The 442-nt window shown below is 39.1% G+C and carries 1 protein-coding gene; it reads right to left on the reverse strand.

What is annotated here, in order from left to right:
* Positions 1–352: hypothetical protein (locus KW850_RS32730; RefSeq protein WP_218351732.1), on the reverse strand; the 352-nt coding region annotated here is incomplete at its 3' end.
* Positions 353–442 lie beyond the last annotated feature (90 nt).

Below are 442 nucleotides of genomic sequence, written 5' to 3' on the forward strand. Positions count from 1 at the left end.
CCATTTTAAACCTCAATTCCGAAAAATCACGGCTAAACTTTGCGCGAGTTGCTTCATCCGCTGATACGAAACTCTTCTCGATTGTTTCCTTCGCTAGTTTCTTAGCATTAGTTAAGTAAAGCTGATATGCTTGCTTTCTTAAGGCAACTTCGGTCATAAACTTCTTAGATGCCTGCTCTTTTAACTCTTTTACCTTGGCGATTTTACCGTCCGCGGACAACATATTGTCGTTTTTAATCTTATTAATTTCCGGACGAAGAGACGTAGCTACTTCACGTAAAAATACTACCCTGCTTCCTTTTATCTCACGTGCTTTACCAACAAGTTCATGTGCTTTGCTCATTTTGCTCATTTATTTCGATCCCCTTTTTTGTTTTTTGTTTTAATGGTCAAGTAATACAATGCCGTCTGCACATCGGCAGGTAGCAAGTCATAGATAAGC

Source organism: Bacillus sp. sid0103, assembly GCF_019219025.1.